The organism is Collinsella aerofaciens ATCC 25986 (assembly GCF_964259375.1).
Lineage (GTDB): Bacteria > Actinomycetota > Coriobacteriia > Coriobacteriales > Coriobacteriaceae > Collinsella > Collinsella aerofaciens_BO.
In genome coordinates this window covers 1-975 of the sequence record NZ_CAXVJM010000041.1, presented here as the reverse complement: position 1 = coordinate 975, position 975 = coordinate 1, and the positions used below count along the sequence as shown (strand labels likewise).

Annotated in this window: 1 protein-coding gene; it reads right to left on the bottom strand. The window is 71.6% G+C overall.

The annotated features are described in order from the left end of the window. Positions 1–157: 157 nt before the first annotated feature. Entirely contained in the window at positions 158–820 is a 663-nt protein-coding gene (locus tag ACEXKH_RS09625; RefSeq protein WP_373573944.1) for a response regulator transcription factor, read from the bottom strand. Between the last annotated feature and the right edge of the window lie 155 nt (positions 821–975).

Sequence of the window (975 nt, the reverse complement as noted above, 5' to 3'; positions counted from 1 at the left end):
CCCCAGCTTGCCTCGTAGACGAAGCCCGCGTTGATCGCCGCGGAGAGCGCCATGAACGAGGCGAGCCACGCCGTGGCGACCGCCGCGAACGCGTAGGCGAAGTAGCGCGCGATGACGAAGGAGAGCGGCATGCCCCCGCGACCTCGCGCCCCGGTCCTCAGAGCTGCCACTTGTACCCCATCCCCCAGACGGTCGCGATCGGGTCGGCGCCGGCCTCGGAGAGTTTCCTCCGGGCGCGGCTGACCTGCATGGATATGGCCGCGTCGTCGGCGTCGCTCTCCCAGCCGAGCACCGCCTCGCGTATCTGCGCGCGGCTCATGACCTGCCCGGGGTGGCGGGCGAGGTACTCGCAGATGGCGTACTCGGTGGGCGTGAGCGGCACGGCCTCGCCGCCCACGGCGAGGCCGCGCGCCCCGAGGTCGATCCGCACCTCCCCGAAGGAGAGGGCGTGCGAGCGCGGCCGGCGCTCACGGCGTAGATGGGCCGCGACCTTGGCGCGCAGCTCCGCGGCCCCGAAGGGCTTGCGGACGTAGTCGTCGGCGCCCAGGCCGTAGCCGGCCACGGCGTCCTCCTCGGCCATGCGCGCGGTCAGGAATATGATGGGCCCGTCGAAGTCCGGGCGGATCTGCCGCACGAGCTCGAAGCCGTCGAGCCCCGGCATCATGACGTCGCAGAGCACGAGGTCGAAGCGCGAGAGGTCCATCCCCGGGACCGCCGTCGGGTCCGCTGCCTTGACGACCTCATGGCCGTCGCGGCCGAGGACGCGCGCGAGCGCGTCGAGGATCGCCCGCTCATCATCCACTGCCAGTATCCTCGCCATGTTCGACCTCCTGAAACTTCCGTCGGAATTGTACTAGCGCCGCGCTCAGCGGTCCAGAACCCTGCGCGCAGCGCCGACCCCCCAGCCGGCGTCGAGCAGGGCATTCCCGCCCAGAACGAGCGCTGCGGAGAGGAGGACAAGCGCGACGGCGAACG